This window comes from Pseudomonas sp. R84 (assembly GCF_009834515.1).
In the GTDB taxonomy this organism is placed as follows: Bacteria; Pseudomonadota; Gammaproteobacteria; order Pseudomonadales; family Pseudomonadaceae; genus Aquipseudomonas.
Genome location: NZ_CP019426.1, coordinates 3,428,752 through 3,455,371 on the forward strand (window position 1 = coordinate 3,428,752; position 26,620 = coordinate 3,455,371).

Below are 26,620 nucleotides of genomic sequence, written 5' to 3' on the forward strand. Positions count from 1 at the left end.
AACGGACCTGCCCATGCGTTTCAACCATCTGGATCTGAACCTGCTGGTCGCGCTCGATGTGTTGCTCGAAGAGCAGAACATCACCCGCGCTGCCGAACGCCTGCACATGACCCAATCCGCCACCAGCGGCGTGCTCGCGCGTTTGCGCACCTACTTCGAGGATGAGTTGCTGGTCCAGGTCGGACGCAAGATGCAGCCCACGCCTTACGCCACGGAACTGGCCAGACCGGTGCGAGAAGTCCTGCTGACGATCCAGTCTTCAATCACTGCCAAACCGGTGTTCGACCCGGCCACCAGCAAACGTCATTTTCGCTTGGTGACCTCGGACTATCTGATCAGCGTGCTGTTCGCCCAAGTGATCCAGAACATTCATCAGCAAGCGCCCAACATCACTTTCGAAATGCTTGGCCCCAGCGACAATTCCGGCGAGTTGCTGGTACGTGGCGAGGTCGATCTGATGATTGTTCCCGAGCGTTACATCATTGAAGGCCACCCTTCGCGCCTGCTGTTCGAGGAAGAACACGTGTGCGTGGTGTGGCAAGGCAATACGCAAGTCGGCGACACCCTGACCCTTGAGCAGTACATGGAGATGGGCCATGTCTCGGTGGGCTTCGGCCGTACCCGGCACATGAGCGTCGAAGAATGGTTCATGAATCAATACGGCTTCAATCGGCGCATTGAAGTGATCACCAGCGACTTCAATACCCTGCCGCAACTGATTGTCGGCACGCAGCGCATCGCCACGATGCACCAGCGTCTGGCGAACCTCTACGCGCACTATCTGCCGCTGCGCATCCTGCCGCCGCCGGTGAAAATTCCAGTCATGCGCGAGTACATGTTGTGGCACCGCAGCGTTGATGGCGACCCGATGCACCGCTGGCTGCGCGAACGCATCAGCGAATCCATCCAGCATCTGCAACACGTGCCCATCGTATCTCGCGATACCTCGTATCCGCCGTCACGATTGGCCAATTAGCCGGGTGATCCTTAACGTGCCTTGGGAATGCCAAGGCAACCATAAGGACAACAATAATCATGTTTCGCTATTTCCCGACCAACTACGTTTGGAATCTCTCTGTCGACCTGGCCATTGAAATGGGCGCCCGCATGGGTGAAATCGAAGAGATGTGCGCCCCACTGCAAGAGGCGGCCAAGCAGCCGGACGCGGCCGGCACCCGCGCCTTTCGCGAAACCTGGGCGAAAATGGCTGACAAGCTCTGCGGTCTGGCCGAGGAAGACGAAGGCAATGGCCGGATGCTCTCGGCTGGCGAAAAATACAACCGCGCCGCCACTTACTATCTGACCTGCGAGCGCCTGCAGGCCCACGGCGCGCCGGGCCGTACCGAGCTCTATCAACGCTTCCTGCAAACCTTCAAGCGCGGCATCGAACTGTCGCGTGAAAACTGTGAACGGGTAGAAATCCCCTACGAGGGCAAACATCTTTCCGGCTTGCTGGTGCGCGCCGAAGGCGTCGAGGGTCCGGCGCCGATACTGGTGCAGGTCAACGGTCTGGACTCGACCAAAGAAATGAAATACCGCGTGGGCCTGCCAGCCTGGCTGGCGAAACGCGGCATCTCTTCGCTGATCATCGACCAGCCCGGCACTGGCGAAGCGCTGCGCCTGCATGGCCTGACCGCACGATTCGACAGTGAACACTGGGCCAGTCGCGTGGTGGATTGGCTGGAAACCCGAAGCGATGTTGATGCCAAACGTATCGGCCTCGAAGGTGTCTCGTTGGGCGGTTATTACTGCCCGCGCGCGGTTGCCTTCGAACCACGCTTCGCCTGCGGCGTCGTCTGGGGCGCCAACCACGACTGGCGTGATGTGCAAAAGCGTCGATTGGAAAAAGAAGGCAGCTTCCCGGTGCCGCATTACTGGGCGCATGTCTGCTGGGTGTGGGGCGCCAAGGACGTCGAAGAATTCATGACCATCGCCGAAAACGTCCACCTCGATGGCGTGCTCGACCGGATCAAGGTGCCGTTCCTGGTGACCCATGGTGAACAGGATTCGCAGATTCCGTTGAAGTGGGCGCATCGCACCTACGAACAACTGGTCAACAGTCCCAAATGTGAACTGAAAGTCTTCACCGAACGTGAAGGTGGCGTGCAGCATTCGAGCTTCGACAACAGCATCAATGCCGGGCATTACATTGCTGACTGGATCGCCGAAACTCTGGGCGGCCGTACCGCCTGATCACTGAAAAACACGCACAAAAAAACGCCGGACAATCTCTCGATTGTCCGGCGTTTTCGTTGGTGGCTTCAGCCCGGCGCAGCTATTGACGCAATCAATGCGCAGCCATCGATGCAATCTGCTGGTCGTCCCCTCGCCTGCTCTCTAGCCTCTCTTTGCATAACAATCACATAGCGAAGACGCCATGACTGCCCTGCACCTGAAATGCCAGACCCTGTTTGACGGCAGCGGACTGCAAACCCGCCAGCAACAGACATTGATCGTCGAAAACGGCCTGCTCAGTTACGTCGGGCCCACCGCGCTGGCCCCCGCTCCCCAGCCAGGCGATACACAGGTGGATGCGGGGGATGATTTCGTGATGCCGGGGCTGGTGGACGTGCACACGCATCTGGCCTTCGGCAACGCGCAAAGCGAAGAAGACATTGATCTGTGGACCAGCGACGAATTTCGCGCGTTGCGCGGGATGTTCTTCGCACAACACGTGCTGGCCGCCGGCGTCACCAGCATGGTCTGCCCCGGCGACAGCGGCCAGCTCAGCATCGCCGTGCGCAACGCGGTGACCGCTGGTTTATTTGAAGGTCCGAGGATCGCGGCGAGCAGCCGCGTCATCACCAATCGCCAAAGTCTCAATGACTGGTTCCCGAGTCGGGTCGGCGCTCCTGAATACTTCACCGCGCAGTTGGTCACCAGCCGTAGCGACGCCGTCGCGGAGATCCGCAAGCAGGCCAAGGACGGCGTTGATCTGATCAAGATTGCCATGGACGGCACGCACCGCCGTCCCAACGGCGAAATCATTGCGGCCTTCACCGCCGACGAGACTTTCGAAATGGTCGAGGAAGCACACCGTCTGGGCTGCAAGGTCGCCACCCATGCCTACGGTCGCGAAGCCGTGATGTACGCGGCGCGCGCCGGCGTTGATCTGGTTTTCCACGCCTTTTACATGGACGACGCGTGCATCGAGGCGCTGCTTGAAGCCGGCAGCATCCTTGCCCCGACCATGACATTCCCGCAAAACACCGTGGATTTCTGCCAGCCCCATGATCCGGCGATCAGCACCGGTTATGCCGGTTATTGTGCTCGCACATTGGAGGTCGGTTCGGCGGTACTCAAACGCGCCAAAGCGGCGGGTGTTCCGTTCGCCTGCGGCAGTGACAGCGGTTTTGCGGTGACGCCCTACGGCGAATGGCACGCCCGTGAACTGGAACTGCTGGTGACCCGGCTCGGATTCACCCCGGCCGAAGCGTTATACGCCGCGACCGCTGTCGGTGCGCGCTGCATGCCGCGCGGCGAAACCCTTGGCTCGCTGCAAGTGGGCAAGCAGGCCGACTTCCTCGTGCTCGACGGTTCACCGCTGAACGACATTCGCATCCTTCAGGATCGTTCGCGCCTGAAGGCCGTTTACAAGGCCGGCCAACCGGTGCGCATGGATCGCAGCCCCTACAACCCCAAGCAAGTGTCCGATTTCAACTCGCTGAAATGGACCGATCTTTACACCCGCGACCGCGTGGCCCAACTGGGCAAGTGGGCCGTATGAGGACAGATGCCATGCAACGACTTGATTTACTGACTGCGACGAACATGGCCAGCGATGCCATCCGCATCGCTCGGGAAACCGGGATCAAACCGCTTGGCGTTGCCGTACTGGATGCCGCCGCCCATCCGTTGGCGATCTTGCGCGACGAAGACGCCACTTTCCTGCGCACGCAAATCGCCACCGGCAAGGCACGCGGTTGCCTGGGCATGGGTTTTGGCGGACGTGAACTGGCGCGGCGCGCACAAGCCATGCCGGCGTTTTTCGATGCGATCAACAGTTTGACCGGCGGCGAGGTGATTCCCGTGGCGGGCGGCGTGCTGATTCGAAATGCCGATGGCGTGGTGCTCGGGGCCATCGGCATCAGTGGCGATACCTCGGACAACGACGAACGCTGCGCATTGCTGGCCATCGCCAAAGCCGGATTGGTCGCCGACAGCGGCGATCAGACAGAGGGTTGATCGAGTAACGCAGCCTGTTCCAGGAGCAGGCCGCGAAACCACTGCATGGCCGGGTCATGTTCTTGATAGGGATGCCATTGCAAGACTTGAACGGCCTCGGAAAACGCCAGCGGTGCCGGGTGAATGCGCAACGGATAACGCTGGACGAAGCGCTGCGCCTGTCGTTGAAACACCGTGGCAATGCGCGCGGTACCCACAATGAATTGCGGCATCAGCACAAAGCTTTCAACGGTCACCGCCACTCGCCGCTCAATGCCGAGTTCATGCAGGTGCACGGCATCCATTGCCAGGTTTTGCCCGTTGGCAAATTCGCGCACCACGTGCGCCTCGCCGCAAAAGTCGGCCAGGCTCAGCTGCTCGGCAAACTGTGGTTGTTGCGCGCAGACGATACAACAGAGCTGGTCAGTCATGAGCCGCACATGGGGATAGGCCGGATTCAGCCGTCGTTGCGGCACGATCACGCAATCACTGCGCCGATAATCCAGCGCTTCGCTGACGACATCGCCGTCGCGTGGAACAGGCATGTCGCGCAGGCTCAAGCGAATACCCGGAGCGATACGCGCCAAAACACGGCTGACCGCTGGGAGCAGCACATCGGCGACGTAATCGGAGGCTACCAGAGTGATGTGCCGATCGCAGTTCGCCGGGTCAAAATTCAGCGGCGCGTCGACGATCTCCCGGGTCAGTGCCAACGCCGCACGTACTTTGGGCAGCAACGTCTGCCCCAACGCGGTGGGTTCCAGGCGTCGGCCCACTTGCACGAGTAACGGGTCATTGAAATGCTCACGCAAGCGACCCAATGCCGAACTGGCCGCTGACTGTCCCAGACACAGACGCTCGGCCGCCCGGCTGACGCTGCATTCGCTCAGCAAAGCGTCCAGCGCAACCAAGAGATTAAGGTCGAGGCGTCGATATCGCATGTGGGTTCCGCTGAAGGTGATGATGACGTCTTTGCGCCCGGTTTGCGGGCAGGATCAAAAACGAATCATGACCTTAGCGAGCTGTGTAGCAATGCGCCAATCGCGTGTTTGGTTAGAAGGTATCGTTTACGCAGATACCAAGCGCCACTGGGCGTGAATTAGTTACTCAAGGGAAGCCACTAATAGAAAGGTCAACACGCACCATCGAGGATCCAGCAGGTAAGCGAAAGCCCTGCGATCACTTTTGATCGAGAGCAACTTATAGGTTGCTCGAAAATCGATGCTCGTGGATGACGGTAGTCGGCCAGAAGCAACCGCTCGGGAATGGGGTCTTTTGACCAGACGCTCACGCACCCGAACGGTTGCATGGGCTGATAGAGAAATCTGCTTTAACGCCTCCACCCTCTGCAGAGGGCCGACACTTTGATGAACTCATTCACTGAGCATGTCGCCAGTTTGACGTCTTTTTCTTACACAATTGATCGTCAAAAGCACACCGGCTGCAATGCCTTGTGTTCCGCACATAAGCCAGATTAGGCCTATGTGAAAAAGGACCCAGGCACTCAAACCTAGAATCAGTGTTAACAAAACCCCAAGTAAAAGTAGTGGCAGGTGTTGCACGGAGGGGCTGTCCTCCAGCGAGTCGGAAAAAATGCTCCAGCATGCCCATTGCGAAAACAGCGACACCAGAAGCCACAACATGATCACGCCCCAACCTGAAAAGGATTGTGAGGTGAACAGGTTGATCGTCGAGGTGATGGTGATCCAAAGAGTGAAGACGAATGTAGTGCTTGAAGGTACGGTATAGGCTGGAAGGGCAATGGCTATCTGAATCAACTTGAGTGTTTGCAATCGAGTCATTCATACGCTCCCTGCGAGTTGAATTTTACCGCGCCCTATGGACTCTTCAGTGACTATAGATCAGGAGTTCTTTGAGGGGAGTATGCTGACGGTCAGCTCTTGGCCGATTGCTGTCTTTGGGAAGGTCCGCAGTCGACCCATAGCTGTCATTAAATTGAGGTAACGAAGCGGGTTTCGAGGCCTACACTTACTGGCGGTAGCGCATTAATCAATACGACGGCATCGTCGCCCTGGTTAAGGTAGATCAACGAGTCACCGGTCTCGAACGTAACTCTGAATCCGGCCAGCCAAGGCTCTTGTCCGTTGAAAGAGTCAAGAATTCCCTCAACTGCGCAAATTTTTGTGTTCTCAAGGTGGGTTGCTGACAGATCCGCAAGCAGGTTTTCCCTCTTCCAGGAGCAGGTCACGTTTGGCTCTATCTCGAAGGGAGTCGGCGTATCAGAAGGAAACAAGTCCGCACCAACTCTCTCGCCATCACTCAAGAGATACATGGATAGAACTTCTCCTTCGCCAAAACGCCACTCTAGAGAACCTGTGTCTCCCAGATCTTTCTCGTCGTTGAAATAGTACTGGTCGTGCATCAGCACGCTCAGCCGTTTTCCCAAAAGCGAACGTGCGTTTTGCAGGTCTAGGACAGCTCTTGTAGGGGATGGGGAGTGTCGGCTAGACATCGGCATCTCATATAGGATGGAAGAGAGGCAGATACTACACAAACGCTATTACGTCCGCTTCTGGCCGTTTTCTACCCGTCGCGAGAGGCAGAAAGCGGCCAAAAGCCGCCACTCCATTCCTTACTCGACGATGTACACCATGCTAGCTCAACGATCCATCGTGTATCGGCGCACCACGATGCCCCTTCCAGTTCAGGATTGCCTCTAGCTGAGCGCACAATCCATCTTGAATCTGGTGGGGGGTTATGGAGCGCTTACAAAGCAACCAAGTGATGATGGCCATAGCGCGAACAGGCTTGTGCCCTCCGCTCTCGTTCGTGAGTTTACGAAGGACCTACCGAAAGCACATGCCCGATACGCTCCGCTTAGTCAGATATTCGCCCGGTAACCAAAGCCGCTGTCGGGATGCTCGCTGACGTGATGCCATTTAAGCAAACGCCGCGCGCGCACGTGCTTATAGATCCTAGAATCCGGATGGCCATACTGGTTAGGCCCCGCCGCCACCAAGCACGCATATAAATTCGGAAAACTGCTGGCTAACAGGGGATTGTAACTATGCCAGGAGCCGTGATGTGGCAATACCAGAACGCCGACACGCTCCACGTAACTGCTGAAAAATTCAGACCATGCTCTATAGCGCCCAAAGCGCGCCAGATGAGCATCGCCTGTCGCCAACCAACCTATTTCGCGAGGAAGGGTTGGGCTTGGCCGTTTCCATAGATTGAATGGCATTTCCATCGTAGAGATCACAGGAGTGGCGCGCGGACCAGCATAAAGCGACATGGACACCAGGTTGTGATCTTCCCAGAAATGGTCATAGCATTCTCTGAGCTTTTTTCGCCCATCTGCCGTCCTCGCATAGCCCGCAATCGCCGATCTTGTGAGACCTTTTCCAAACACCTTGTCGATGGCATTTGTGAAACCCTTTGTATATGACTTGGGAGGCTTGTGTGCAAAAGGCGCCAGCACCCAGTTGACCTGTCCTGCTCGCGTCATGACGCTGAGGGCACCTCCGATCGCGATGTCCTGGACCGTCCCCTTCTTTGCGGCTCTTTTTTTTACAGCCGAGGAAGGCCACGCTACTCGCAGATCCTGATCGGAGAAGGCCTCCGAACGCTCGCCCTCCTGTTCCGTCACACGCTCATCCCGACCTGGCTTCTCGGGATCGACCGAATGAACATAACTTACAGTACCGACGCCTCGGCTGATCAACCACTTGGCTGGGTCTGCCAAGAACTCCAGAAACGTAACGGAAAGCGTGCCTGTTGCGATATCACGGCCAACAGTTCCTGCGTACTCCAACGCAGAAAGGTAAGGGAGTACGACTTCGCCGACAGTAGTCAATGCAAGCAAACGATCAACACCATTTACATGGTCGCTGTCGAGATGCGAAAGAAAAAGCAGATCAACGTGGCCGCCATTCGCGACCCCCATGACCTCCTGCCCTAAACGGTCCATCTGGTTGGACCCACAATCGTAGACCCAACGAGCCTTTGCGTTACCGAGCTGAATCTGGCCCGAAAAAAGCCCGCCCTGGCCCACAGGGTGTTGCATCATGGTGACATCCATGCCGGACAAATCCTTGAATATGAGGGGTAGTGTGTGGGTGAAGACGCATTTTAACTCTAAGCGGTCCATAAGCCTCACATTCAAAGCGCTTAGCTAATGCCGGAGCTGGGCTCCCGGTTCTCTTCGGGGTCCATCCGACCAGAAGCAGACTTTCGCTGGAAGCCTCTAGCCTTGCCTGGTTCATCCCCAATAGAAGTAATCGTGATTGTTTTTTCGCAAGGAGCACAGCATGCAGTTCGACGCCACTGCAGAATGCTGTCGAGAACGCTTCGTTCAGGTTGATTTACGCAGGCGTAATCGTTTCCAGGTCGGTCCGGAACCTGCTGTCGGTCTACCCGAGTGGCAAGGCACAGGTACGCCGCACTGCGCGGGTGCCAGCCCCCGCGCAGCCTATCCACCGTTCGCAGGCGCCTTCATGGGACAGTTGCCAACCTCTGCGACGTGACCCTCAGCGCTTCTTGTGGCGCGTCTTGATCTTCTTCTTGCCAGCCTTCTTGGCAAGGGGCACCCCTCGGGCCTTGAGCATCTTCTCTTCATCGACATCCAGCTCTTGCGCAAAGAAGATTGAGCTCTCGGACATCGGACGATCGAAATACTTGCAGCGCAGGTGCTTGCCCATCAACTTCAACTGGATGGGCATCGCCAGATAATCAAGCAACTCTTTTGCAGTAGGCCGCTTGCCTTTCCAGAGCGTATGGATAGTCTGCTTGTTTACCTTCTTGCCATTCTGCAAACCGAAGCGAGAGATGGTGCTCTCCGTGAAAAACTTGCTCAACGCCGACCAATCCGAAATGTAGACGCCCTCCACAGGACCCCTGGAGTAGGTCATGGAGTTCAGCATCACGGGCACCAGGGTCAAGTCATCGAGCTTTCTGCGGAACAACGATTCAACAACGTCAGGGCGTTCTCTCAGGCCGCGTTCCAGACGCTTGATTTGTTCGACGTTCTCGTCAATCGACTCAGAATAGCGAAACGCCTGGACTGCATTGTTACTCGACAACAGGTTGTTCTTGCACTCGATGAGCAGCAGGGTGTCATCAATCAGTACCAGGGCGTCGTATTCGTACTCGGCACCATCAATCTTGAACTTCGTAAATTTGCACGGATATCCCCACTTGACGAAGCTCGACACGACGCGGCTCTCAAACCCTTTGCCCTTCTTGTCGAACTGGGTCGTGAGAGAGCTCAGCCTGGAGAACAGCACGTTGGTTACGTTGCAGGTTTTGAGCACATTGGCGAACAAGGTGTACTTGCCATCTTCCGAGTGAATCAACGGCGAGTCATACAGGTCGCGACTATCCTGGCCGAAGGTCAGATGATGGATAAGGGTCGGGATGCATTCTTCTGGAAGCTTGTAGTCGCGCAACCCTTGCTCAATCTCACTTTTTTCGAACGTGACCAGGCAGGAGTCGTCTTGCTTCGCCGCGGCCATCAGCCCTAGGGCATAGTATCCTCGCACCCACTCGCGCAAGGTCAGTCCGTGGAAGCGCTCTTGGTCCTCGAAAACATCATAGGCAAGAATCTCTGATAGCTTCGTCAGCGTAATGCCCTCGTCCTCAGAGACAAAGCCTGCGGTCAGCCCAGGCACTGCCGCGCCTTCCTTCATGACGGCTCCGCGTAACGCCGTCCCATTCGCCATCAACATCGTATTCTGCATCGCCCAGGTGTGCAGCCTGCGGTTGGCCATGAAGTCGTAAGCTTCGACCTCGGTCAGCTCACGGTAGAAGAAGATGGGGTCCGGGAACTTGGCATGAAATGCCGCCGGGAAGTGGTCAATAGATACCTTCGCATCCTGCACACTCCCGACTTCCCCACCGAAAAATAGGGTCCGGTTGGCGGCATTCTCAAGGGCGTTCCACGACACCGCATAGAGCTGGATTGAGCCAGCCTTGTAGACATGGTCGTCGGTAATCGCGGGCATTGCGGGGGGCCACCAGCTTGCCATCGTGAAGCAGCTTTTGCTCGAAGGAAAGCATCTTCAATGTCAAGCTGAGCGCCTCTACGATGCCACCATAAGCCGCGTCGACATTCACGATTCCGCCATGTTCAAGTTGCGCCATCAACGCTTCAGGAATCGCAGTCGGAATACCCGCCTTAAGCTTCGCTTCAATCTTTCCCCATTCCTTATTTCCGGCGCTATCGAGCCCAGCCAACTCGCACGACGCGCGCGCGACATGACTCCAGAATTGGATGTCTCCAGTAAATTGGGAGATGTCGCATTTTGGCAATGAATCCCGAATTTCGTCGAAGCACTTCTCTATCTTCTTGATCTTTTCGTTGATTTCATTGGCATATGGGCGTATCGAATCGTGCTCACCCGACATGACGGATGAGCTCAAAAGCGCGTCGTAGAACTTGTTCCGTTTGGAGCGATTGCCCCGTATCTGATATGCACCTGGTTGCGCCATCTTCTCGTCGAGAACGGCAGCTACCTTATCTGTTTCCATTTCCTCCAGGGCTGCGAGCGCCGCGGGAAGGTCGAACTTTTCGATGGCCTCTTTCAATCGCTTGCGCGGCTCTTTTGGGGCGGCACTCATCAATCTTCCTTAATTCTCAATCGTACTGACAAAGGGGGAGCCCTTCATCCGGCATTCCTAGAATGCCAGGTCTTCTTCTGCCACTTCATTCAGCAGCTCCTAGCGTGGCGCCAGATGATCTGACAAAAGTTTCACTTTGCCCAGCAATTCGTCGAAAGTGATGACTTCCACGTTCTTGCACGCATTGCGGAACACATCCAGGCTCTGGCGCTGCATTTCTTCCTGGGGCAGCATGCCGGTGACGACTACGCATTTGATGGCGTCCGGGCGCGAGTCCTGCAGCTCCGGTCGAATCCGATGGTTGAGCCAGTTTTCGTGAAGCTTGCTCTGCTGATACAACACCTGCGAAACGGCCCCACACTGCCGGTGACTTTTTGGCCTCGGGCAAGGTCTTTTCGCTTTTCCTCTTCTGCTCATGTCGCGTTTCTAGCGCTCGACTCAATTGGTTAAGAGCACGTAACATTACCCGACACAATTGGCGAATAATGCGACGCCAATTATTTAGCTCACTAATGGATATAGCACTTTTAACTAATGGATATTATTGCAACCCTTCGAGGAAAGATTGAGCAAGCTGGTGCAGGTGATCATATGCCTGGATTGATGGCGATGCTTGCGCACGTAGAAGTGGCTGATAAACATTTGAAAAGGGGGCGAAGGGACGCAGATGATTCGGCATTCACTGATGCTGTGTATAGAACAAATCAAGCATTCGAAGGTGGCCTCAAAGAGGCTTACGGCGTTCTAGCCAAGAAAAATCTTGATAAGGCGCGAATATTTGATATTGAACAATTCTTTAGCAAATCCAACGTATTCAGAAAGAGAGTACTAGATCAATTTACTAACTACAGACAGGAGTGGAGAAACCCCTCGACTCATGATCACAAGCTTGACTTCAGCGAAAGTGAAGCCTTCCTTGCCATCGTGTCAGTAACAGCGTTCTCATGCCTTCTTGTTGACGAGATGGCCTTACAGCTGGCACGCGAACGAGAAGAGGAAGCCGTAAAATTATTGGCTCGAACGATAAAAAGCAAGTTCGATTTTTCGGATGGGGATCTTTTGGGGCGTGTTACTGAGGCCCTTAAATCGTATTTTACCCTTCGTTCCTTGGAGGAATTGGAGAGCAACTCTTACCCTCAGTGGCTAGGGTCTGTAGCGGGTTTTTTGTCCGCTATCCTTCCTGATGCGGAAGTGTTGTCTGAGGCTCAAATTGGTGGGGAAAAGCAGAAGTTTGTTGCAGATATCCTAGTGAAGAGTGGTGATCAGTCAGTAGTTGTGCAGATCAAGAATAGAATAAATATTCGCACTTACAAGTCGATGTTAGTTCAGCTTGAGAGCCTGATCGCCAGTGCTGGGCATCAAGACGGAATCGTTTTCTATCTCCCAACCATGGTTACTTCTGGTCAGGTTTTTGAGAAAGATTGGATTTTCAGCAGCGGAGAAGGCCGTCTTAAAGTGCTCAGTTCAGTCCGCCTCTAAGAACACGTTTCTAGTGACACTTATTTTGTTTCAGAACGTTGATTGCACAAGGCCGTATATCGACAAAACTGCACATACGCGTAGATCGATAATCGGCCTGACGGAACGACCACTTTTGGCCGATTGCTGCCGGTCACCAAGGCCGCAATCGCCCATAGCTCCCGGTGAGGAATGGTAGATTTTGGCCACAACCGGACACTCGACAGCCCCCCGAACGTTTGTTGAGTCAGTCTGATCGTCTATGAAAGAAGCGCTCGCAACGGAGCTGGAATGGATACAACTTCCTTACTTTCCGGTGATACACAAACGTGTGTGACATTCGCTGTAAATGACAGCACGCCTTCGCCGATAAACCCCTCAACCAAAAAAGTAAAAGAGTGCTCCCCCAACCTGGCCACGCTGACTTTAATAGTCAATTCGTCATCCCACGTCACCGGAGCCAGCAACTCGATCGACATCGCACGCACCGGCGGCAATATATTAAAACTCATCACAGCCCTAAGCCCCGGCCCCCCTACCCATCTGTCGAGTGCTACACCAATGGCCTCTACAGCAAAATATGAGAATCGCGGGGTGTAAACCACCCCTGCCGGATCACAATCTCCGAACAAAATAGTTCTGCATACAAAAACCGCATCAGGCATTTAATCCCCCCTACTCGTCGACGTCAGGCCGATATCGATGAGTTCTTCTCGCTCGGCCATCAAGGGCTTCTGCCTTTGATGGCGGCGATTGTCCCCATATCAGCGACTCAAAGATTTTCACCTGGGACCTAAGCACTCAGCTGCTTGATCCAGTCAAGACTCGCAACGGTAGAGTCAGAGGGACGATATTCACACCCGATCCATCCGGCATAGCCGCGTTGCTCCAGCGCCTCGAACAAGGCAGCAAAGTCGATACTCCCCGTTCCTGGCTCGTGACGACCCGGGCAATCGGCAATTTGCACGTGCACGGTTCTGTCATAAAACCGGGCCAACACATCGGCTGCATCTCCGGTCAAAAGCTGGGCATGGTAAAGATCAAGAATCAGCCCGACACTCGGGAAGGTCTCCAGTACCTGTTGCGCCTTGCTGAAGCCAGACATGTAATAGCCCGGCATCGCCTGCGCGCTGATCACTTCGATCAGCGGCCGCAGCCCCTGGTCCTCCAAGTACTTAACCGCATATTCCAGGTTGCCCGCGTAGGTTCGCTCAGCGTCATTCTGCGTGGTAACGCCCGACATGATGTGGACATCCGCACACGCCAAGGTCTTTGCGTAGCGGGCGGCCTGGAGCAACCCGTCACGAAACTCCTCTCCCCTGCCCTGTAACGCGGCGATGCCTTTGGTCACGCCAGCCGGGGCGGCGAACTGAATCAACGGCAAACTGTATTGGGCTAGATGGTCGGCAAGCAGACTGGCGTCGAATTCATACGGCGAGGGGAATTCAACTGCCCGGAAACCGGCGGCTGCGGCGGCTTCGATGCGCTGCAGAAAAGGCAATTCATTGAATTGGAAACCGAGATGAGCATTGAACTTGAGCATTGGGTAATCATCCATCCTGGGAAGAAACGACATCATCAGCCTGGAGTATCCTTCGCCGCTCCAGCACTGCACTATCGCAAGTGCGTTCAACAATTAAAACCAGGTTTCCATCTGTATACCGTATTGCCACACCCCTCCCGCCTGGAAGTCGGACATGCCAAAGGAGTCGTTAGTACTGAACCTGTCCAGATCCGAAGACCAGTTCATGTAGCTGGCGAACACTCGCAACTCCGGACGCGTGAGTAGATCGCCGACGTCGAGTTTGAATGTCGGGGCGACCGTGAACTTCCAGAAGTTACCATCGACCGCATTACGTTGTAGATAGCCTTTGGGGTCGAGGTTCATGGTTTGCCAGCTCATTTCGTAGGCCATTTCGAAGTTGCTGTTGATTTTGTTGGCCAAGCGCACGTTGAGAGTCAGCCAGCGGTAGTCGTCACCTTTAACGTATCGATCCTTGCTCTGTTCAGCCAGCAAGCTGGGCCCGATGCGCCAGTCAGAGGTCAGCGGGGTCTCACCGTAAAGCGCCAGACGCAGCGCGCGGGCATCGTCGATCAGTTCACCATCCGAGCCAACGTTCTTGACCTCGGCCCCCAGACCTTGCCCATAAAGCAGCGCCGTTTTGAAGAAGCCTTCCCTGCCGAAAAAGCTTTTCTGGTGATTGGCCAGCATGCTGTGCAAACCGGAATCCGCAGGCGTCAAACCGGCTTTATTGGTGCGGGTGCCGACATCGTTTTTCTTTGCGCCGATGGCGTTGTACATCCACTGCCACTGGCCATCCTCGAAGAACTGGTTGGAGGTCAGGATGTAGCTTTCCACGTCGGCATTAATTCCGCCTTGACTGAAATCCCCGTAGCTACGCCCAATCAACGAGTAATTCGAGCGCCAATGCTGGTTCATCTGCACATCGTAAATTCCACCGCCAGTGCCGGCGAGGTAAACGACGTCGGAGTCCAGCCAGTGGATATCGAAATTATCTCTATCGAAGCGCTTGCCCGCCCACAACGCAGCGTTCTCTAACACTGAATTGCCTTTGAACGCGGCGACATGGTCGAGCGTGGCGAATACCTGGCGTACGTTGAGGTTGCTTTCGTCGGCCGTCCAGTCATTGGAGCTTTCCACACCGTCGGCGATGGAGACGGTGAATTTGGAACGGGTACCGTTTTGCGCATAGAGCTCTTTCGACAGGTCGATACGCATGTAGGTGTCGTCCTCGTTGCCGAGTCGCCCGACTGCCCCGCCCACCGAGCCGGCCGGCGTTGTATAAGGGCCGCCACGCCCGCCACCCAGCCCCTCGTCGACCAGCAATCCGGAGCGCGCATAGCCGTTGAAGCTGAACCCATCGGTGAGGTTTCCGGCACCGCCCTCCTTCTCCAGGCTTTGCTGACGGGCTTCGAGTTTTGCCAGTCGGGTGTCCAGAGCAGGCGCCGAAATGGCTGTTGCGTTAGAGTCAACGGGTTGCAAGGGCGGCGTCGCGAATTTGATCTGCTGCAATTCCCGGGCAAGCGCCTGGGTCTGCTGCTCGGCCGTGGCTGCACGCTTTTCCGCTGCGCTGGCACGGGCTTCAAGTGCGGCCATGCGCTCTTCCAGCGTCGCGGCCTGAGAAGCCGCCGCCGATGTGCCGAGCACGCCGACCAGTAGCCAGCTTGATCCTTTCTGCATGTTGATTCCCTGTTTTGTTTTTATTTTTTGGTTGCCGCAATTGCCTTTTTTGTGTAAATGGCGAGTTGTCACAAACGACAAAAAAAGGATGCCTCCTCGCAAATACGCTGCTACATTTGGCGATGTTAACGTTAACTTTTCTAAAAACAAAAATAAAGGACGCTCGATGAAACACCTGAAATCGCTCCTGCCAGTCGCATTGATCACCCTGTCTGCCGCACTGCCATCCGTGTCGAACGCAACCGATCTGACGATCTCCTGCGGTGCGGTGGGTGCGGAGTTGCAGCTGTGCAAGGAGGCCGTCGAGGCATGGTCGAAACAGACTGGCAACAACGTCGAGGTGGTCTCCACGCCTAACTCGGCGACCGAGAGGTTGTCGTTCTACCAACAGATCCTCAGTGCGCAGTCCACCGACATCGACATCATTCAAATCGACATGGTGTGGCCGGGGATGCTGGCCAAACACCTGATGGATCTGCGTGAAGTGCTTTCCGCCAACGCGACCCAAGGCTACTTCCAGGCCCAGGTCGATAACGCCACGGTCAACGGACGGCTGGTGACGATGCCGTGGTTCACCGACTCGGGGCTGCTGTATTACCGCAAGGACTTGCTTGAGAAATACAACAAACAGGTTCCCCAGACGTGGGAGGAAATGACCGCTACCGCCAGGGATGTGCAACAGGCCGAGCGCAACGCCGGCAACGCCAATCTCTGGGGTTATATTTTTCAGGGACGTGCCTACGAGGGGCTGACGTGCAATGCGCTGGAATGGATCAGCAGTCAGCCGCAAGGCGGACTGATCAATCAGCGCGGCGACATCGTGGTCAACAGCCAGGCCTCTAGAGCGGCGTTGACCCTGGCGAAAAGCTGGGTCGGAGATATCTCCCCGCGTGGCGTGCTCAATTACACCGAGGAAGAAGGACGTGGCGTATTCCAGTCAGGCAATGCGCTGTTCATGCGTAACTGGCCTTATGTCTGGGCCCTGGTGCAAAGCCAGGACAGTGCCGTAAAAGACCAGGTCGGCGTCGCTCCCCTGCCCCGCGGCGGCGAGACCGGCGAGCATGCCTCTACCCTCGGTGGCTGGGGCCTGGCGGTATCGCGTTACAGCACGCATCCGAAACTTGCCGCCGAGCTGGTGAGCTACCTGAGCAGTGCCCAAGAGCAAAAACGTCGCGCGCTGAAAGGCGGCTATAACCCGGTGATCGAGTCGCTGTATCAAGATCCCGAGTTGCTCGCGGCCATGCCTTATTACGCTCAGTTGCACAGCATTCTCAACGCTGGGGTCATGCGCCCCGCCGCCATCACCGCCGAGCGCTATCCACGGGTCTCCAATGCGTTCTTCGATCGGGTGCATGGCGTGCTGGCCGGCGAGTTGCCCGTCGATCAGGCACTGGCCGAACTGGAAAGCGAACTCACGCGCATCAAACGCCGGAACTGGTAAGCCACAAGGAAGGAAATCACCATGTCTGTCTCTACGACCCATGCCCCGTTTGACGAGCTGCTGCTCGCGAGGGAAACGCCTGTACAACGTCGCCGGGTGCGCGCCGCCTGGCTGTTTCTGACGCCAATGCTGATCTGCCTGGCCCTGGTGGCAGCGTGGCCGTTGCTGCGCACTTTCTGGTTCAGCCTGACCGACGCCAGCCTGGCGGATACCGGTGGCGCAACCTTCATAGGCGTGAGCAATTATCTGTCGTTCAGCGGTTCCGGCTGGTCGGGCATCCTCGTCGATCCACAGTGGTGGAATGCGGTGCGCAACACGTTGTATTTCACGGTGGTCTCGGTGGGACTGGAGGTCGTGCTGGGGCTGTTGGTGGCGTTGCTGCTGAACATCAAGTTCACCGGCCGTTCTCTGGTGCGGGCGTTGATTCTGATTCCGTGGGCGATTCCGACGATTGTCTCGGCGAAGATCTGGTCATGGATGCTCAACGACCAGTTCGGCATCATCAATCACCTGATGCTCAGCCTCGGCCTGATTGACGCCCCGTTGGCCTGGACGGCAGATGCGGACCTGTCGATGTGGGCGGTGATCATCGTTGACGTCTGGAAGACCGTGCCCTTTGTAACGCTGTTGATGCTGGCGGCCTTGCAGATGTTGCCGAGCGATTGCTACGAAGCGGCCAGGGTCGATGGCATTCACCCGCTGAAGGTGTTCTGGCGCGTCACGCTGCCACTGTTGATGCCTGCACTGCTGGTGGCGGCGATCTTCCGCATCCTCGATTCCCTGCGGGTGTTCGACGTCATCTATGTGCTGACCTCGAACTCGTCGAGCACCATGAGCATGTCGGTGTATGCCCGCCAGCACCTGGTGGAGTTCCAGGACGTCGGTTACGGCAGCGCGGCGTCGACGCTGTTGTTTCTGGTGGTCGCGGTGATCGCCATGCTTTATCTCTACCTCGGACGCCGTCAACTGGAGGTCCGCGCATGAGCCCGCGCCTGCTGAAAAAAGCGCTGTTGCGCCTCGGCTTCTGGTGCCTGATCGGGGTGTTGCTGCTGTATGCGGTTTTTCCTTTCTATTACGCCATCGTGACCTCGCTGAAGCCCTCCAGCGCGTTGTTCGAGGTGAGCTACTGGATCGAAAATCCCAACTTCTCCAATTACGCGGCGGTCCTCCACCAGGCTTCATTCCTGCGAGCGATCGGTAATTCGCTGGTGGTTGCGCTGTGCGTGGTGACGCTGGCGCTGTTCCTCAGCCTGACCGCTGCCTATGCCTTGGGCCGGGTCAAATTCCGTGGACGTGGCACGGTGTTGATGTTGGTCCTTGGCGTGTCGATGTTTCCTCAGGTCGCGGTACTGTCGGGACTGTTCGAAGTGATTCGTGCCTTGGGCCTGTACAACACGTCGTGGGCGTTGATCCTCAGCTACACGATTTTCACCCTGCCCTTCACCGTCTGGGTGCTGACCACCTTCATGGGGCAACTGCCCCATGAGCTGGAGGAAGCGGCAATCATGGATGGTGCGTCGCCCTGGGTGACGCTGACCCGCGTGCTGTTGCCGCTGCTCTGGCCCGCATTGGTCACCACGGGCTTGCTGGCCTTCATCGCCGCGTGGAACGAGTTTCTGTTTGCCCTGACCTTCACCCTCACCGACAGCCAACGCACGGTGCCGGTGGCCATCGCCTTGATTTCCGGCGGCAGCCCCCATGAGTTGCCTTGGGGCTTGTTGATGGCTGCCTCGGTGCTGGTCACCGTCCCACTGGTGATTCTGGTGCTGATTTTCCAGCGCCGAATCGTTTCCGGTCTCACTGCCGGCGCGTTAAAGGGTTGATGCCCAATAAAGACAAGGAACCGCATCGTGATCAAATTGAAACTGGACAACGTGAGCAAACAATTGGGCGGCGTGCGGATTCTTCGCGACATCAGCCTGGAGATTGCTGCAGGTGAATTCGTGGTGTTCGTGGGGCCTTCGGGCTGCGGAAAGTCGACGCTGCTACGCCTGATCGCCGGGCTGGATTCTATCTGCGCCGGTGATCTGCTGATCGACGGGCGCCGGGTCAATGACTTGGAACCGCGCGAGCGTGGCGTCGGCATGGTGTTTCAGTCCTACGCGTTGTACCCGCACATGAGCGTCTACGACAACATCAGTTTTGGTCTAAAACTGGCGAAGACTGAAAAGACCAGCCTGCGCGAGCGCGTACTGAAAACCGCGCAAATCCTGCAATTGGACAAACTGCTGCAACGCAAACCAAAAGAACTGTCTGGGGGGCAGCGTCAGCGTGTGGCCATGGGCCGGGCCATGGCGCGGGAGCCGGACATTCTGTTGTTCGATGAGCCGCTGTCCAATCTGGATGCCTCCTTGCGGGTGCAGATGCGCAACGAAGTCGCCCGACTGCATGACCGATTGGGCTCGACCATGATCTACGTCACTCACGATCAGGTGGAGGCGATGACCCTGGCCGACAAAATTGTCGTGCTCAATGGCGGCCATATTGAGCAGGTCGGCTCACCGCGCGAACTGTATGAACGCCCGGCCAGCCGCTTTGTCGCCGGTTTTCTCGGTTCGCCGAAAATGAATTTCCTGCCGGCACGCCTGCAGGCGCCGGGCGAAACCAGCCTGGTCGATGCTGCCGTTTTGGGGATCACCACCCTGCCCTTTGACAGCTCGAACCTGGCGGCAGACGCCGCGCTGAGCCTGGGCGTTCGCCCGGAACACCTGTCGCTCAAGGCGGCGCTGGGAACGGCTGGCGTCGTTGTGACCGGGGTCGAATACCTGGGCAGTGAAACCTATGTGCACCTCGATACCGGGCAGGACGAGCCACTGATCTGTCGTTGTGAAGTCAACGCCGGTTGGCAGGCAGGCGATCGGGTCGAGCTGCAACTGGACATCGACACGATCCACCTGTTCGACACCGACGGCACGGCATTGAAGCGCCCCCCGCACGCTATTGAGTCCGTGGCGGATGACCTCTCTCTGCGCTCAGTCCGAGCACACGCCCTATGACCTTGTCTTTGAATACCGCGAGCGATCACATGCCTTCGACCCTTGACCTTGCGCAGCGCGCCCTGGCTGACAGCCAGTCTCGCGTCATCGAGGATTATCGACCCGGTTATCATATTGCCCCGCCGGCAGGCTGGATGAACGACCCGAACGGGGTCGTGTACTTCCGTGGCGAATATCACGTGTTCTATCAGCATCACCCCTTCGACGCGAAATGGGGCCCGATGTATTGGGGCCACGCCAAGAGTGCCGATCTGGTGCATTGGCAACACCTGCCCATTGCGCTGGCACCCGGCGATGACTGCGACCGCGACGGCTGTTTTTCCGGGAGCGCCGTGGTCTGTGGCGATACCCTGGCGCTGATCTACACCGGACACACCTGGCTGGGCGAAGTGGGTGACGAGCGCTTGATCAAACAGGTCCAGTGCCTGGCAACCAGCAACGACGGCATCCGCTTCGTCAAACACGGCGCAGTGATCGACAGCGCGCCGCAAGACGCCATCATGCATTTCCGCGATCCCAAGGTCTGGCAGGAAGATGGCCATTGGTACCTGATTGCCGGCGCACGTCTGGGCGACAGGCCGCTGCTGCCGTTGTACCGCTCCACGGATCTGCACGCCTGGGAATTCCTCGACTATGTGTCCGCCGGCAGCGAGGGCGATGGCTATATGTGGGAATGCCCGGACCTGTTTCGACTGAATGGACGCGATGTGCTGCTGTACTCTCCGCAAGGCATGCAAGCCGACGGTTATGACCGGCTCAACAAGTACCAGACCGGTTATCGAGTGGGCCATCTCGACAACCAATGGCAGTTCACCGGCGGGCCTTTTATCGAGCTGGATAACGGCCACGATTTCTATGCGGCGCAGACGCTGTTGGCCGCCGATGGTCGGCGCCTCCTATGGGCATGGCTGGACATGTGGGAAAGCCCGATGCCGAGCCAGACCCATCACTGGTGCGGCATGCTCGGATTACCCCGCGAACTGGAACTGTGCGCCGATCGTCTTTGCGTGTATCCGGCACGCGAGCTCAGCGCGCTGCGAATGGCGCAATTGCCGGGGACGCCGTGGTGGGGAGAGTCGGGAGCCTGCTGGGTACCGCAAGTGAAGGGCAACATGCTCGAAATCCATGTGCATCTGGATCTGCTCGGCTGCACTGACGGCCACCTGGGAGTCGCCTTGCGCTGCAGCGACGATGGCCGTGAAGAAACCCTGCTCTACTATGATCCGTCACTGCAGCGCCTGATGCTTGATCGCAGCCGTTCGGGTGCGCAAGTCACCGGCCAGCGCAGCGTGGCGATAGACCCGACACAAGAGCGCCTGGAACTGCGCGTGTTTCTTGATCGCTCATCCATTGAGGTGTTCGACGAAAACGGCCGCTTCAGTCTCAGCAGTCGCCTCTATCCGCGCTCCGACAGTCTGGGTGTGAAGCTGATGGCCAGCGGAAGTGGCGGGCGCGTCTCGATTGCCAAGGCATGGCCGCTCGGTTCTGCATGGTCATGAGCGGCATCATTCGGGTCGCGAGAGGCCCGGGCCCTGTGTCATGATTCGGCGTCAACCTGACCGGCCGCACTTCGCATGACTTCAGTGAAAGACGTTGCACAGCTGGCCGGCGTGTCCCTGATGACGGTGTCTCGAGCGCTCAATACTCCGGAAAAACTGAGCCCCGAAACCCTTCTAAGGGTGCGTCGTGCCATTGATGAACTGCAATTCGTACCCAGCCTGTCAGCGCGCAAGATGCGCGGTGACAACCTGCAGTCGCGAACCATCGGTGTGTTCGCGCTGGACACTGCGACCACGCCCTTCGCGGTCGAGTTGCTGCTGTCCATTGAACAGACTGCGCAGCAAGCCGGCTGGAATGTCTTTATCCTCAACCTGCTAAGCAACCCGCCCACCGACCAGAACATCGACCTGATGCTGTCGCACCGTCCGGACGGTTTGATCTTCAGCGCCATGGGGTTTCGCCAGGTCAGCATTCCCGAGCGCTTGAAGAGCAAGCCTCTGGTGCTCGCCAATTGTCTGGCAGATGACAGCAGCCTCGTCAGCTATGTACCCGACGACGAAATGGGCCAGTATCGCGCCGTACACCACGCATTGAGCCTCGGCTACAAACGTCCTCTGTGTATCAATCTGCCGAAACAGAGTCTGGCATGGGGGCTGCGACAACAAGGTCTGCAGCGTGCCTGTCAGGCATTCGGACTGGCGCCCGACACACTCCTGCAATACGACCTTTCCGATCATGATGCCTACAGTGAAACAGCCGCCATCCTCGACCGGCATGTCATTGATGGGCGTCCCCAATTCGATATTCTGATCTGTGGCAACGACCGTATCGCCTTTTGTGCCTATCAACTGTTGTTGGGGCGTGGCCTGAAAATTCCCAACGATGTCGCCGTGCTCGGCTACGACAACATGATCGGCATTGCCGAGTTGTTCATCCCGCCGCTGACCACCGTGCAATTGCCGTACTACGAAATTGGGCGCCAGGCTGCACGGCATCTGATCGAAACCCTGGAGTTATCGGGAACCCAGCGAGTTGACTGTCCATTGGTGGTCAGGACATCACTCTGAGAGTGGGTCAGCTCGCTGATAGCACTCCCGATTGCTTTCGATTTTCCGAGTGGAATCAGAAGTCCACCGTCGCTGTAAGCAGATAAGTTCTCGGTGTCGACAACGTCAATCCTGGCTCACTATCGTCCGAAGCGCCTGCCGAACTCCAGTAGCGTTTATCCAGTACGTTTTCGACATTGGCGCGCAAGGTGACGGTTTTCTCATCGACCTTGAAGGCATACCGCGTACCTACGTCGAAGCGCTCCCAGGAATCGATTTCCTTGTCGTTGGACTGATCCAGGTACTGCGAACTCGAATAGATGCCCCGCGTTGTCAGCGTCAGCCCCTGCACAGTCGGCACGTCCCACTCTGCGCCCAGATTGACGTTGTATTTCGGCGTCGCCGGCGCCCGGTTTCCGTCGAAGGTGCCATTGGTGGTCTTGGTCAATTCGCTGTCGATGTACATCACACCGCCAAGCAAACGGAAGCCTTTGAGCGGTTCGCCGAACACGCTCAATTCCACGCCGTCGTTCTGTCGCTTGCCGTTGGGTCCGAAGACTCGGGTCGTTGCGTTGGTTTCATAAGCGGGCTGTTTGATCCTGAACACCGCAGCCGTCAAGGCATACGAGCCGGCGTCGTACTTGGCCCCAATCTCGACCTGACGACTGATAAACGGCGGGAAGATTTCATCTTCGTTCACCGAGGTCGACGGCGCGATCTTGCCCTGACTCAGGCCTTCCATGTAGTTGGCGTACAGCGACAATCGGTCCGTGGCCTTGAACAGAATCCCGCCCGATGGCGAGACCTTTTCTTCGTCGTAAGCCGTGTCGCCTTTGACGTCATCGCTCCAGTCATCGACTTTCACCCGTTGCCAGCGCGCACCGAGGGTCAGCAACAGTCGATCATCGAAAAAGCCCAACGTGTCGGACAGCGCCACGCCGCTGAAGCGATTTTCGGTGTAGACCTTGGCGTCATTGCGTGTCGGCGTGCCGGGTTTAACCGTTTCCACCGGGTCGTACAGATTGCTGCGCCCTGCCGCGTAACGTGCGCCGCCGTTCTCGAAATCCATGTAGAAGTAGCTGGCCGCAAGGTTGACCTCATGGCTCACCGGCCCGGTATGGAACCAGTTGCGTACGCCGGCCGTGGCGGTACGGACATTCTCGTCGCGGGTGAAGTCGCGCGGCAGTACGCTGAAATCACCGGCATCGTTGGTGACGGAAACGGCGTGGCGCAAGAAGTCATGATTACTTTTGCGCGCGCCGACGCCGCCGTACAGCATCACCGAATCATTGACGTCGAACTCGGCGTTGACTGTGCCGAAGGTGTCCTCGGTTTTCGCCTGGCTCCACGGTTGCGCATAATTGCGATGCACGCTATTTGCGCTCGGAACCTTGGCACTGGCGGCGACTTGTACGCGCTCTTGCGGTGCGTCGGTATCGCGCTCGGTGTGGCCGATATCGGTCGAAAGTCGCAAGCGCTCACCGCGAAAATCCAGGCCGAGCACGGCCATGTCACGGTCGACACTTTGATGATCCCACTCGGTATCACCGGACTGCTTGACGCCGTTGAAACGCAGGCCGAACTGGTTGTCCTCACCAAACCGGCGCCCGACATCCACCGCTCCACCGACCTGATTATTCGACGCGTAATTGGCAGTCAGTGAAGTGATCGGCTGATCGCTAGCGCGCTTGGGCACCACGTTGATCCCCCCGCCCACACTGCCCCGCGGCGAAATGCCGTTGATGAGCTGGCTCGGGCCTTTGAGAATATCGACGCGATCGGCCATTTCCATGTCGATCGTGTAAGTCGGCAACACACCGTAGAGGCCGTTATAGGCCACGTCGCTGTTGAACAGGCTGAAGCCACGGATGGTGAACTGCTCATAGCGGCCCCCGGCCGGGTTGGTCGCGCGCACCGAAGGGTCGCTGGCAATCAGATCACCCAGCGTGCGCGCCTGTTGGTTTTTCACGGTTTCACTGGTGTAGGTGGTCATGCTGAACGGGGTTTCCATGAAGTCCTTGGACCCGAGCAAACCCTGCGAACCGCGTCGTGCTACCTGCCCTCCGGCAAATAAATCGGCGCCTGTCGAATCACTGGCGCCGAGGATCGACGTCGGCGCCAATTGCAGGCTGCGGCCCTCCGCTGCAGGCACCAAGGTGTAAGCCTGATCGCCCAGCGGTTGCAGTTGCAAGCCAGAGCCCAGCAACAACCGGGTAAACCCCTCCTCCACGCCAAACTCGCCGGACAAACCATTACTGTTGCGCCCGCTGACCAGCGCCGGATCGACCGACAGATTGACCCCGGCCAACCCGGCAAAGCGGGTCAGTGCTGCACTCAAACTACCGGCCGGCACCTGGTAACTGCGCCGAGCGGCGTCTTCGGCCCAACTGGATTGAATCAACACAGGGCTGGCACTCAGGCTCAGCAGGAGGCTCAACTGCAACAACGGACGCAAACGACTTGGGAATACTGCGGGCATTGGAAGAAGCTCTCGATTTTGTTCACTTGCCTGGAATGACCAGCGAGGCGAAAAAAAGGGACAGGCTTCAGCCAGTTTTTTCTGAGGAGGGAATGTTTCGAGGCGTGAGAGACACCCAGAACCGTGTACGCGTATGAACGTCGATCGGCAAGCTGGCCGCGAGCAGTGTGAGGATTTGATCAGTATTGTCGAGGCGGAAACTGCCGGTGATGCGCAGCGTTTCCAAGGCCGGATCCCAGCGCAACAAGCCCGAACGATAGCGACTCAGCTCGCGCAAAAAATCCCCCAGCGGTTGGTTTTGCGCCATCAACACACCGTCGCGCCAACCCGGCATCAGCGCATCGAACGCTGTAACGGAACCGGAACCAGATGCTTTCAGGCTAACCTGCTGACCTTGATTCAACACCAGCGCCGCCCCGTGCAACGGTTGTAACTGCACCTTGCCGCTGACGACCGAAACGTTGCAGTCACGCTCATTGATACGCACGCACACCTCGCTGCGACTGACGATGATTCGCCCGTAAGGTGCGTTGATCGTCAGCGCCGAACTGCCCGGCACGTTGAGTGCTATCTCGCCACGCACCAGCGTCAATTGCCGTGCCGGCAGATCGACGTTCACTGCGCTGGCGGTGTTCAGTTGTAACGAACTGCCGTCACCCAACGACAAACGCTGGCGCTCTCCAGTGCTGGTGTGCAGATCGGCACGCCATGCATCCATCGGCAATTGTCGACTGATCAGCCACGCTGCTGGCACCAGCGCGGCGAGTCCGAGCGCACGTTTCAGCGCGGCACGACGTTCCAGATCCGGACGATCCAGCGTGGCCATGGCCAACGCCGCCGGCACCGCGGAAAAGCGTTGGCGCAGCAGTTGAATCTTCTGCCAGGCGTTCTCGTGACGACTGTCGCTGTTGCGCCAATACTGCAGGCGCGCGTGATCAGCATCCGTGGCGTCGCCCGATTCGAGCAGTGCCAACCATTGCGCGGCGGCACGAGCCACTTCGCGCGCTTCTGAGTTGGACGATACGCGCATCATAGATCCAACATCAAACAATGCTCGTAAGCCTGCGCCATATAACGTTTTATGGTGCGTTCGGAGACCTGCAGGCGCTCGGCGATTTCGCGGTAACCGAGGCCTTCAAGCTGACTCCATAAAAACGCCCGGCGCACTGCTCGGGGCAAACCATCAAGCAACTCATCCAGCGCTTGCAGGGTTTCCAGCAGCACCCAACGTTGCTCGGGCGACGGCACGCATTCTTCGGGCAATTGCGCGAGGGCTTCGAGGTAGGCTTTTTCCAGGCTGCGACGTGTGTAGAAGTTGCTCAGCAGGCGTTTGCCGACAGTCAGCAAATACGCCCGAGGCTCGCGCATATCGGTAATCGGCTGAGCGCTGCACAGCACGCGCAGGAAGGTGTCCTGACTCAAATCCGCCGCATCCCACGCATTGCCCATGCGCCGCCGCAACCAGGTTTCCAGCCAGCCCTGATGATCGCGGTACAACTCATGCAGGCTCTGCTCCGATGGCGTCGCTGCTTCAGTCATCTCAAGAGGCCCTGCGCGAAGTAAGAATTCAAATGAGACTGATTCTATTTAACTTCAACGCTGACACAAAGGTCTTTTTGCCCATTGATGTCGGCCTGCAACAAAATTTCGCGCAAGCAGCCTGTTTTTTGTCGCGCTTTAGTCTGCGTCGGGCTGTAATTTTTGCAACGGGACCTTCTCTAGCGGGTGTCATCACCTCAAAGAAAAGGAACAACC

The 26,620-nt window shown here is 57.3% G+C and carries 24 protein-coding genes; 11 read left to right on the forward strand and 13 right to left on the reverse strand.

The window, feature by feature from the left end:
• The first annotated feature begins 13 nt into the window (after positions 1–13).
• The 4 genes from PspR84_RS15140 (at position 14) to PspR84_RS15155 (ending at position 4,185) form a co-directional block, all read left to right on the forward strand.
• Complete coding sequence (locus PspR84_RS15140; protein WP_160057905.1) at positions 14–976, forward strand: LysR family transcriptional regulator; 963 nt, start codon at positions 14–16, stop codon at positions 974–976.
• Positions 977–1,035: 59 nt separating this feature from the next.
• Positions 1,036–2,193, forward strand: a complete 1,158-nt coding sequence (locus tag PspR84_RS15145) for a prolyl oligopeptidase family serine peptidase (RefSeq protein WP_160057906.1) — start codon at positions 1,036–1,038, stop codon at positions 2,191–2,193.
• Between the two features lie 184 nt (positions 2,194–2,377).
• Entirely contained in the window at positions 2,378–3,727 is a 1,350-nt protein-coding gene (locus PspR84_RS15150; RefSeq protein ID WP_160057907.1) for an amidohydrolase family protein, read from the forward strand.
• Between the two features lie 11 nt (positions 3,728–3,738).
• Positions 3,739–4,185 carry a heme-binding protein gene (locus PspR84_RS15155; RefSeq protein ID WP_160057908.1) on the forward strand — a complete coding sequence of 149 codons (447 nt, stop codon included), beginning with the start codon at positions 3,739–3,741 and terminating at the stop codon, positions 4,183–4,185.
• Here PspR84_RS15155 and PspR84_RS15160 read toward each other — a convergent pair.
• The 7 genes from PspR84_RS15160 to PspR84_RS15190 all read right to left on the reverse strand — a co-directional run bounded on the left by PspR84_RS15160 (position 4,170) and on the right by PspR84_RS15190 (position 11,160).
• Entirely contained in the window at positions 4,170–5,105 is a 936-nt protein-coding gene (locus PspR84_RS15160; RefSeq protein WP_160057909.1) for a LysR family transcriptional regulator, read from the reverse strand. The two genes, PspR84_RS15155 and PspR84_RS15160, sit on opposite strands and share 16 nt — an antisense overlap.
• A 432-nt stretch (positions 5,106–5,537) precedes the next feature.
• A complete protein-coding gene (locus tag PspR84_RS15165) occupies positions 5,538–5,966 on the reverse strand; it encodes a hypothetical protein (protein WP_150776153.1) in 429 nt (142 codons plus the stop codon).
• 149 nt (positions 5,967–6,115) lie between these two features.
• Positions 6,116–6,547 carry a hypothetical protein gene (locus PspR84_RS15170; RefSeq protein WP_238785111.1) on the reverse strand — a complete coding sequence of 144 codons (432 nt, stop codon included), beginning with the start codon at positions 6,545–6,547 and terminating at the stop codon, positions 6,116–6,118.
• 459 nt (positions 6,548–7,006) lie between these two features.
• Positions 7,007–8,275 (reverse strand): hypothetical protein, encoded by a 1,269-nt coding sequence (locus PspR84_RS15175; RefSeq protein ID WP_160057911.1) that lies wholly within the window; start codon positions 8,273–8,275, stop codon positions 7,007–7,009.
• A 379-nt stretch (positions 8,276–8,654) separates the two neighbouring features.
• Entirely contained in the window at positions 8,655–10,127 is a 1,473-nt protein-coding gene (locus PspR84_RS15180) for a hypothetical protein (protein WP_160057912.1), read from the reverse strand.
• Positions 10,051–10,743, reverse strand: a complete 693-nt coding sequence (locus PspR84_RS15185) for a hypothetical protein (protein ID WP_160057913.1) — start codon at positions 10,741–10,743, stop codon at positions 10,051–10,053. Before PspR84_RS15185 ends, PspR84_RS15180 begins: the two co-directional genes overlap by 77 nt.
• A 99-nt stretch (positions 10,744–10,842) precedes the next feature.
• Positions 10,843–11,160 (reverse strand): Shedu anti-phage system protein SduA domain-containing protein, encoded by a 318-nt coding sequence (locus tag PspR84_RS15190; RefSeq protein WP_202982140.1) that lies wholly within the window; start codon positions 11,158–11,160, stop codon positions 10,843–10,845.
• 117 nt (positions 11,161–11,277) lie between these two features.
• On the opposite strand from PspR84_RS15190, the gene PspR84_RS15195 reads away from it, so the two are divergent.
• A complete protein-coding gene (locus PspR84_RS15195; protein ID WP_160057914.1) occupies positions 11,278–12,222 on the forward strand; it encodes a hypothetical protein in 945 nt (314 codons plus the stop codon).
• Between the two features lie 239 nt (positions 12,223–12,461).
• Here PspR84_RS15195 and PspR84_RS15200 read toward each other — a convergent pair whose 3' ends face one another.
• The 3 genes from PspR84_RS15200 to PspR84_RS15210 all read right to left on the reverse strand — a co-directional run bounded on the left by PspR84_RS15200 (position 12,462) and on the right by PspR84_RS15210 (position 15,403).
• A complete protein-coding gene (locus PspR84_RS15200) occupies positions 12,462–12,866 on the reverse strand; it encodes a thioesterase family protein (protein ID WP_160057915.1) in 405 nt (134 codons plus the stop codon).
• A 128-nt stretch (positions 12,867–12,994) separates the two neighbouring features.
• On the reverse strand, positions 12,995–13,744 hold the full coding sequence (locus PspR84_RS15205; RefSeq protein ID WP_160057916.1) for a TIM barrel protein: 750 nt from the start codon (positions 13,742–13,744) through the stop codon (positions 12,995–12,997).
• 93 nt (positions 13,745–13,837) lie between these two features.
• Positions 13,838–15,403 (reverse strand): carbohydrate porin, encoded by a 1,566-nt coding sequence (locus PspR84_RS15210; RefSeq protein WP_160057917.1) that lies wholly within the window; start codon positions 15,401–15,403, stop codon positions 13,838–13,840.
• 166 nt (positions 15,404–15,569) lie between these two features.
• Here PspR84_RS15210 and PspR84_RS15215 point away from each other — a divergent pair, with 166 nt between their 5' ends.
• The 6 genes from PspR84_RS15215 (at position 15,570) to PspR84_RS15240 (ending at position 22,407) form a co-directional block, all read left to right on the forward strand.
• The gene (locus PspR84_RS15215) at positions 15,570–16,844 is read left to right on the forward strand and encodes an ABC transporter substrate-binding protein (protein WP_160057918.1); all 1,275 of its coding nucleotides are present in this window, start codon (positions 15,570–15,572) and stop codon (positions 16,842–16,844) included.
• Positions 16,845–16,865: 21 nt separating this feature from the next.
• On the forward strand, positions 16,866–17,828 hold the full coding sequence (locus tag PspR84_RS15220; RefSeq protein ID WP_160057919.1) for a sugar ABC transporter permease: 963 nt from the start codon (positions 16,866–16,868) through the stop codon (positions 17,826–17,828).
• On the forward strand, positions 17,825–18,667 hold the full coding sequence (locus tag PspR84_RS15225) for a carbohydrate ABC transporter permease (protein ID WP_160057920.1): 843 nt from the start codon (positions 17,825–17,827) through the stop codon (positions 18,665–18,667). Before PspR84_RS15220 ends, PspR84_RS15225 begins: the two co-directional genes overlap by 4 nt.
• Positions 18,668–18,694: 27 nt before the next feature.
• Positions 18,695–19,840, forward strand: a complete 1,146-nt coding sequence (ugpC, locus tag PspR84_RS15230) for a sn-glycerol-3-phosphate ABC transporter ATP-binding protein UgpC (RefSeq protein WP_160057921.1) — start codon at positions 18,695–18,697, stop codon at positions 19,838–19,840.
• Entirely contained in the window at positions 19,837–21,339 is a 1,503-nt protein-coding gene (locus PspR84_RS15235) for a sucrose-6-phosphate hydrolase (protein WP_174244457.1), read from the forward strand. The genes ugpC and PspR84_RS15235 overlap by 4 nt, the downstream gene beginning before the upstream one ends.
• Positions 21,340–21,414: 75 nt before the next feature.
• A complete protein-coding gene (locus tag PspR84_RS15240) occupies positions 21,415–22,407 on the forward strand; it encodes a LacI family DNA-binding transcriptional regulator (protein WP_160057923.1) in 993 nt (330 codons plus the stop codon).
• 55 nt (positions 22,408–22,462) lie between these two features.
• Here PspR84_RS15240 and PspR84_RS15245 read toward each other — a convergent pair whose 3' ends face one another.
• From PspR84_RS15245 to PspR84_RS15255, 3 genes are all read right to left on the reverse strand, one after another.
• Complete coding sequence (locus PspR84_RS15245) at positions 22,463–24,865, reverse strand: TonB-dependent receptor (RefSeq protein ID WP_160057924.1); 2,403 nt, start codon at positions 24,863–24,865, stop codon at positions 22,463–22,465.
• A gap of 67 nt (positions 24,866–24,932) precedes the next feature.
• Positions 24,933–25,895 (reverse strand): FecR domain-containing protein, encoded by a 963-nt coding sequence (locus tag PspR84_RS15250; RefSeq protein ID WP_160057925.1) that lies wholly within the window; start codon positions 25,893–25,895, stop codon positions 24,933–24,935.
• Positions 25,895–26,404 carry a sigma-70 family RNA polymerase sigma factor gene (locus PspR84_RS15255; protein WP_160057926.1) on the reverse strand — a complete coding sequence of 170 codons (510 nt, stop codon included), beginning with the start codon at positions 26,402–26,404 and terminating at the stop codon, positions 25,895–25,897. Before PspR84_RS15255 ends, PspR84_RS15250 begins: the two co-directional genes overlap by 1 nt.
• Positions 26,405–26,620 lie beyond the last annotated feature (216 nt).

Coding starts and splice junctions, on each gene's coding strand:
- PspR84_RS15225 (WP_160057920.1), top strand. CDS start 17,825: ATGAGCCCGCGCCTGCTGAAAAAAGCGCTGTTGCGCCTCGGCTTCTGG.
- PspR84_RS15250 (WP_160057925.1), bottom strand. CDS start 25,895: ATGCGCGTATCGTCCAACTCAGAAGCGCGCGAAGTGGCTCGTGCCGCC.
- PspR84_RS15235 (WP_174244457.1), top strand. CDS start 19,837: ATGACCTTGTCTTTGAATACCGCGAGCGATCACATGCCTTCGACCCTT.
- PspR84_RS15210 (WP_160057917.1), bottom strand. CDS start 15,403: ATGCAGAAAGGATCAAGCTGGCTACTGGTCGGCGTGCTCGGCACATCG.
- PspR84_RS15145 (WP_160057906.1), top strand. CDS start 1,036: ATGTTTCGCTATTTCCCGACCAACTACGTTTGGAATCTCTCTGTCGAC.
- PspR84_RS15170 (WP_238785111.1), bottom strand. CDS start 6,547: ATGCACGACCAGTACTATTTCAACGACGAGAAAGATCTGGGAGACACA.
- PspR84_RS15160 (WP_160057909.1), bottom strand. CDS start 5,105: ATGCGATATCGACGCCTCGACCTTAATCTCTTGGTTGCGCTGGACGCT.
- PspR84_RS15165 (WP_150776153.1), bottom strand. CDS start 5,966: ATGACTCGATTGCAAACACTCAAGTTGATTCAGATAGCCATTGCCCTT.
- PspR84_RS15175 (WP_160057911.1), bottom strand. CDS start 8,275: ATGGACCGCTTAGAGTTAAAATGCGTCTTCACCCACACACTACCCCTC.
- PspR84_RS15155 (WP_160057908.1), top strand. CDS start 3,739: ATGCAACGACTTGATTTACTGACTGCGACGAACATGGCCAGCGATGCC.
- PspR84_RS15195 (WP_160057914.1), top strand. CDS start 11,278: ATGGATATTATTGCAACCCTTCGAGGAAAGATTGAGCAAGCTGGTGCA.
- PspR84_RS15190 (WP_202982140.1), bottom strand. CDS start 11,160: ATGAGCAGAAGAGGAAAAGCGAAAAGACCTTGCCCGAGGCCAAAAAGT.
- PspR84_RS15180 (WP_160057912.1), bottom strand. CDS start 10,127: ATGCCCGCGATTACCGACGACCATGTCTACAAGGCTGGCTCAATCCAG.
- PspR84_RS15240 (WP_160057923.1), top strand. CDS start 21,415: ATGACTTCAGTGAAAGACGTTGCACAGCTGGCCGGCGTGTCCCTGATG.
- PspR84_RS15255 (WP_160057926.1), bottom strand. CDS start 26,404: ATGACTGAAGCAGCGACGCCATCGGAGCAGAGCCTGCATGAGTTGTAC.
- PspR84_RS15245 (WP_160057924.1), bottom strand. CDS start 24,865: ATGCCCGCAGTATTCCCAAGTCGTTTGCGTCCGTTGTTGCAGTTGAGC.
- PspR84_RS15200 (WP_160057915.1), bottom strand. CDS start 12,866: ATGCCTGATGCGGTTTTTGTATGCAGAACTATTTTGTTCGGAGATTGT.
- PspR84_RS15185 (WP_160057913.1), bottom strand. CDS start 10,743: ATGAGTGCCGCCCCAAAAGAGCCGCGCAAGCGATTGAAAGAGGCCATC.
- PspR84_RS15215 (WP_160057918.1), top strand. CDS start 15,570: ATGAAACACCTGAAATCGCTCCTGCCAGTCGCATTGATCACCCTGTCT.
- PspR84_RS15220 (WP_160057919.1), top strand. CDS start 16,866: ATGTCTGTCTCTACGACCCATGCCCCGTTTGACGAGCTGCTGCTCGCG.
- PspR84_RS15140 (WP_160057905.1), top strand. CDS start 14: ATGCGTTTCAACCATCTGGATCTGAACCTGCTGGTCGCGCTCGATGTG.
- PspR84_RS15205 (WP_160057916.1), bottom strand. CDS start 13,744: ATGCTCAAGTTCAATGCTCATCTCGGTTTCCAATTCAATGAATTGCCT.
- PspR84_RS15150 (WP_160057907.1), top strand. CDS start 2,378: ATGACTGCCCTGCACCTGAAATGCCAGACCCTGTTTGACGGCAGCGGA.